At 69.7% G+C, this 5,559-nt stretch carries 4 protein-coding genes; 3 read left to right on the top strand and 1 reads right to left on the bottom strand.

Annotated features, from left to right (window positions below; translation table 11 throughout):
- Positions 1-288: 288 nt before the first annotated feature.
- On the bottom strand, positions 289-837 hold the full coding sequence (locus DSY14_RS26650) for a TetR/AcrR family transcriptional regulator (RefSeq protein WP_211719370.1): 549 nt from the start codon (positions 835-837) through the stop codon (positions 289-291).
- A 437-nt stretch (positions 838-1,274) separates the two neighbouring features.
- Here DSY14_RS26650 and DSY14_RS26645 point away from each other — a divergent pair, with 437 nt between their 5' ends.
- The 3 genes from DSY14_RS26645 (at position 1,275) to DSY14_RS26635 (ending at position 5,099) form a co-directional block, all read left to right on the top strand.
- Entirely contained in the window at positions 1,275-1,847 is a 573-nt protein-coding gene (locus DSY14_RS26645; protein ID WP_211719369.1) for a TetR/AcrR family transcriptional regulator, read from the top strand.
- A 169-nt stretch (positions 1,848-2,016) separates the two neighbouring features.
- Positions 2,017-4,227 carry a GMC oxidoreductase gene (locus DSY14_RS26640; protein WP_211719368.1) on the top strand — a complete coding sequence of 737 codons (2,211 nt, stop codon included), beginning with the start codon at positions 2,017-2,019 and terminating at the stop codon, positions 4,225-4,227.
- 266 nt (positions 4,228-4,493) lie between these two features.
- Entirely contained in the window at positions 4,494-5,099 is a 606-nt protein-coding gene (locus DSY14_RS26635; protein WP_211719367.1) for an ABC transporter permease, read from the top strand.
- The last annotated feature ends 460 nt before the right edge of the window (positions 5,100-5,559 follow it).

The following is a 5,559-nucleotide window of genomic DNA, read 5'->3' as shown; positions in this document are numbered from 1 at the left end:
GCTCGGGGGTCGGGGCCACCGGGAGGCGACCGGACGGTGATCACCGCCGGAGTCGGAGACGAACGCGAGGGCGAGGGCGACGAGATGGCCGCTCGCGACCATGGAGAGTTCGGCCGTCGAGAGTCCCAGGTCCCGGCCATCGCCACACCTCGCGGCGGGCCGGCGGTGGGATCCGTGCGGTGTCGTTGGTCATCGCCTGTCCCTGGTCCGATGCGTGTGCGGTCTGACGATCCGAATTTATAGTGAGTCGTCACTATCAAAAAGTCGAGAAAAGAGGCATGGTCGTGGTCAGGAATCGGAGGTCGGAAACCGTTCGTTCCACGGGCCGTCCTCGACCCGACCGTGCAGGTCCATGGAGGCGGTCACCAGGCACGGCATGCCCGCGGCGAAGAAGTCGTGCGCCGGGCCGGAGCCGACCCCGGGGATGGCCTCCGCCCGCTCGAAGACCTCCTGCCTCCACCCGTGCATCAGCCCGCGGACGTCGGGGTCCTCGCAGGCCGTGTAGCCCTGGAGCAGGATGGGCATCGCGTCGCGGTTTTCCAGGAGCACGCCCCAGCCGTGCGCCATCGCCTCCAGTCGATCGTCTTCGGCCTCCTCTTCCCGAAGGAGCGTCTCCCGTTCGATCGTCGCGAACGTGCGCTCCAGTGCGGCGAGGAAGAGCCCCTTCTTGGTGGAGTAGGCCCGGAAGAGGTTCGGGTGGGGGAACGCGACGTCCCTGGCGATGGTCACGGTCGATCCGCCGTGGAACCCCTTGTCGCCGAACTCCCCGATCGCCGCCGCGAGGATCCGCTCGCGACGCCGTTCGATGCCGACTCGTGGTCTCCGACCTCTCGTCATAATTAATAGTAAACAGTCACTACTTTAATGGTGTCAATGCGCAGCCGCGAAGAGGGCGGGGGTGTGGTGCCCTTGATCGCGCTCCGGCGTTCGACCCTTGGTGTCCTGGTGGTGGCCTGGGCGCCCGGGCCTCACCTGTGCGGGGCGTCCGGCTCGCCGTCGAGCCCTCCTCGGAAAGAGAGTGACGCACACCACGAGATTTGCTTCGTGCGGGCGTCGGGTGTCGCCGGTGAGCGCATATCCGCAGTTCGCGGCCGCGCGTTCGGGTGAGGGGGTGCGTGCCTGCCATCGGGGGAGAGTGCTCGTCGTCGATGTCGTAAGTCGAGGTTCGTCCGCGTGTGGCCTGCTCGGTGGCGTGCCGGACCCTCTGGGGCGCCGGTGTGCGTCTCGGGGTCCGGGGTTGACGTGCGCTTTGTAGTGACTGTTAACTATCAAACATGAACACAGAACGAGAGGCGCAGGCTCAGGGGGTGTCGCGCCGTGAGCGGATCCTCGCCGCCGCGCTCGAGGAGTTCGGTCACAAGGGGCTCCACGGCGGATCGACCGTGACCATCGCCGCGAAGGCGAAGAGCTCGCATCCCGGCCTCTTTCGAATGTTCCCCACCAAGAAGGGGCTCTTCCTCGCCGTACTGGAGCAGGTGTTCGCGACCATCGGGCGCGAGTCGGTCGCCGTGGACCAGGCCGCGCAGGGCGATCGACTCCAGGTCACGGTCATGACCTGGAGGGCCCTGATGGAGGAGCGCGAGCTGATGCTCCTCCTGGTGCAGGGCTACGCCGCCTCCGCGGACCCCGACGTCCACGACCTGATGTGTCGATGGACGCGGGAGACGTTCGGGGGAGTGGAGGACCTGTCGAGAGTGGGCGCCGATCCGACGCACCGCTTCTTCGCCACGGCCATGGTCTACATGGTGGCCTCGTGCCTGGATCTATCGACCCGTGTCGAGGACGAGGCGTGGGTGGGGCGGCTTCTGGCCTCCAGGGTCGGCCCCTCGTGGAATCTTGATCTTTGACCAATTGATAGCGAGCACTCACTATCATTTTTTCCCGCGTACCGAGGAACGCACCGAAGCGGGACCGCCTCACGCGGACGTGCACGGCGGCCGACCGACGCGGAAGGCGGCGCCGGCGCGGCCGTGTCGTCCACCAACCCTGATGTCCTACGACCTGGAGAACGCATTCATGACTGATCACTTCGACGCCGACGTCATCGTCGTCGGCAGCGGCTTCGGCGGCGCCGTGGCCGCGGCCCGCCTCGCGCAGGCGGGGTTCTCGGTCATCGTCCTCGAACGCGGTCGACGGTGGAGGCTCGGCGAGTTCCCCCGCGCACCCAGGCTGAAGGACGGCTGGTTGTGGGAGCTCGACCGAGGCCTCTTCGACATCCGCTGGCTCGACACCATGGGCAGCGTCCAGGCCGCCGGTTGGGGAGGCGGGTCACTGGTGTACGCGAACGTCTTCGCCCGTCCCTTCGAGGAGACGCTGGACGACCGATGGCCCGACCACCTGCGCCGTAAGGAACTGGACCCCTACTACGACCTGGCCGCGCACATGATGGGCGTCGCGCCGGTGGGCGAGGACCCTCGCACCGGGAAGGCCACCCCCCGCACCCGGCTGTTGGAGCAACTCCTCGCGCACTCGGACAAGGCCGAGGCCACCGTGCGACCCAACCTGGCGGTGACCTTCGGCGACCCCGACACCTGGCGACCGAACGTCCACGGTGCCGAGCGTCGTGGTTGCGCGTTCGTCGGCGAGTGCATCATCGGCTGCGACCACGGCGCCAAGAACACGCTCGACCACACCTACCTCACCGCCGCGGAGACCGCCGGCGCGCGTGGCGTCACCGACGCGCAGGTCCAACGCATCGAGCCGCGCGACGACGGTTACATCGTGACCACCTCGACCCCCACCGACCCCGACGCCCCCCTCCGTGAGTGGACCGCCTCCAAGGTCGTGCTCGCCGCCGGGGCCGTGGCCACCAACGAAATCCTTCTGCGCTCCCGTGACATCCACGGCACCCTGCCCGGTCTCTCCCGCCACCTCGGCCACGGGTTCTCGGGCAATGGCGACTTCCTCACCCTGGCCGAACTCCGGGGTGAGCGCGACGACATGACGACCGGACCCACCATCACGACCAACACCGTGCTGGACGTGCCCGAAGGGCGCAGGCCGGTGTGGTATCAGGTGCAGGACGGCGCCTTTCCGCCACCGTTGAACGCGTTGCTGGACACCCTTCTGCCGGCCCGGAAGGCACGCGACTGGTGGCGGCGCAGTGTGCGCAAGACCCACCCGCGACAAACCTTCGCCGTGCTCGCGATGGGGAAGGACTCCGGCAAGGGCAGGCTGCGCCTGGACGCCGGTGGAGACGCCACCCTGTCCTGGAACAACCGGTGGCAGGCGGCCCTGTACCGGTCCCAGGTACGGGTGGGCCCCGCGGTCGCCAAGCTCCTGGACGCGCGCCTGTACAACCCCTTCACCTGGTCGGTGCTGCGCCGCACCATCACCGTCCACCCCCTGGGCGGGGTCCGACCGGGCCCCGACCCCGCCACCTCCGTGGTCGACGAGGCCGGCGAGGCGCACGGCCATCCCGGCCTCTACGTCATGGACGGCGCGGTCCTGCCCGCCGCCACCGGCGTGAACCCCTCCGCCACGATCCTCGCGGCCGCGGAACGCGCGATCGAGACCGTCATCCGCCGCTCCGGTCGCCCGGACTGGCGCGCACCCGAGTGGGGCGCGGTGGTGCCCGCCGACGTACCCGAGGACGCCGCCTTCACGTCCCAGTCCAGGCTCCGCAACGCCACCAAGGGCGACGGCCTCGTCTTCGAGGAACGCATGACCACGGGCCGGCGCAGGCACCCCAGGGTCGTCCTGACCCTCAAGGCGGAGATCCCCGGCATGGACCCCTTCCTCGCCGACCGGGCGCACACGGTGCCGATGCGGGGCGTGATCGACATCGAGGAGCTCGCCACGCGGATGCCCATCTCGGGAACGCTGTCCCTGTTCCCGCGGGGAGAACACGAGGCCATGTCCTACGCGCTGCGCTTCCACGACGACGAAGGCGATCCGTGGCTGCTCAGCGGCACCAAGACCGTGCGCTCGCGCAACCCGGTGGAGCTCCTGACCGGGCTCACCCGACTGCGCACCCGGATCACCCCCATCGACGCGGACACGAGTGAGAGCCGTCGTTTCGTGCTCACCATCGGCCCCGCCGACCTGGCACGGCTCGGCACGTCGATCTCGGGCAGGGGGTTCACCCGCACACGGCGCCTGCGCGCCTCCGCACGGTTCCTGTCGTTCTTCGCGACCTCCGCCCTGCGGCGACGGGGTCCGCGTCCGACGGACGGTGCGCACGACGCCGTCACCGGTCCCGGTGAGGAGGCGTCGTCGCGGCGGTAGCCCCGGCGCGACGGCTCCCACGAGCGACCGGGCCGGCCGTGGCCCGACCTCTGCCGGCCCCCGGGGATTCCCCATCATCCGGCACGAGAGCGCAGCTCTCCTTTCCCGCAGGGAGACATCCCGTGTCCGTACACCTGATCGTCGGCGCCCGCAGGGTCGGCTCGACCGGTGTCACGGGACGCGAACCGACCTCCCGACCCCTTTCCTTTCCCGGCCTCGCACACCGTGACTCGTGCCCGCAGACCAGACCCCGACCGGAGACCACCATGTCCACCACACCTTCCGTCGCCGTCGACGCCACCGCGAGCGACCTTGGCCCCAGCCCGATCGACAGCAGGCCCGCCTACCTCGCCTTCGCCTTCGCCTTCGTCTTCGGACACGGCGCCTTCGCCGTGTCCGGAGGCCCCGACCCGCTCCTGGACCTGCCCCTGTGGGTGCCTCTGGCCCTTCTCGCCTGCGGCATCGTGCCCGGAGTGGTCTCCTCCCTCATGGCGGCCAAGCGCGCTCAGAACGGCGCCGGGCCGGCCGACGTCCTCTCCGAGAAGCTCCTCGGCAATGCCTGGGCCACCGTGTTCATCGCCCTCGCGCTCGGCATCACCGGACTGACCACCACCTTCGACATCCCCTCCGAGGCCCAGGACGTCCTGTGGCCCACCGGTGCCGTGTTCGTCGTCGGTCTGATCAACGTGGCCGAGGGCGCCGCACGCCGCAACGTGCTCCACTACAGCCTCGGTACCGCGCTGGCGCTCATCGCCACCGCGGCGCTCCTGCTCCCCCCTCCCGGCCCGTTCTGGGCTCTTTCCCTGGCCGGGAGCACCGCCTACCTCCTGGCGGCCTTCTTCGAGAACCGTCGCATCGCCGCCCTCCGGTGAACCTTCCCCGCTCCGTCCGGCGGGAGTGGTGCGCCCACACGGTGGGCGATGAACGCGGTGGTCCTCCCGACCACCGCGTTCACCCCTCGAAGCCCGGGGTCGCCCGTGTGACGCCTCGTCCGCAGTGGGGGCGCGGAACCTCCCTCGGACGCGCACGTGGTCGTGCTGCGGAGGGGCCGGGGCGAGCACGACAGGATCGGCGAGGGCAGGGAAGGTCCCGGGGCGTGCCGGTGGGCGGCGACGGTACCGTCCCCGGGGGTGCGCCGTCGGGCCGACCTGGGCCGGTATCGGAGGTGGCCGGAGTTCCGCTCGCTCAGGGTCCTGTTCCACCTCTGCCCCATTTGCCGAGTGTAAACTCTCGAGCATGACGGAAATCCGGAGGGGACGCAGGCCGCGCGTCAGTATCGAGCGGCGTCGTGAACAGATCCTCGCTGCGGCGTTGAAGGAGTTCAGCCACAAA

It is taken from the genome of Nocardiopsis sp. MG754419, assembly GCF_018207095.1.
In the GTDB taxonomy this organism is placed as follows: Bacteria; Actinomycetota; Actinomycetes; order Streptosporangiales; family Streptosporangiaceae; genus Nocardiopsis.
The sequence above is the reverse complement of the archived record's forward strand: the minus strand, read 5'-3'. Positions and strand labels throughout refer to the sequence as shown.

Bases quoted from the DNA above. Each gene is read 5' to 3' on its own strand.
- DSY14_RS26650 (WP_211719370.1), bottom strand. From the start codon at position 837: ATGACGAGAGGTCGGAGACCACGAGTCGGCATCGAACGGCGTCGCGAG.
- DSY14_RS26645 (WP_211719369.1), top strand. From the start codon at position 1,275: ATGAACACAGAACGAGAGGCGCAGGCTCAGGGGGTGTCGCGCCGTGAG.
- DSY14_RS26640 (WP_211719368.1), top strand. From the start codon at position 2,017: ATGACTGATCACTTCGACGCCGACGTCATCGTCGTCGGCAGCGGCTTC.
- DSY14_RS26635 (WP_211719367.1), top strand. From the start codon at position 4,494: ATGTCCACCACACCTTCCGTCGCCGTCGACGCCACCGCGAGCGACCTT.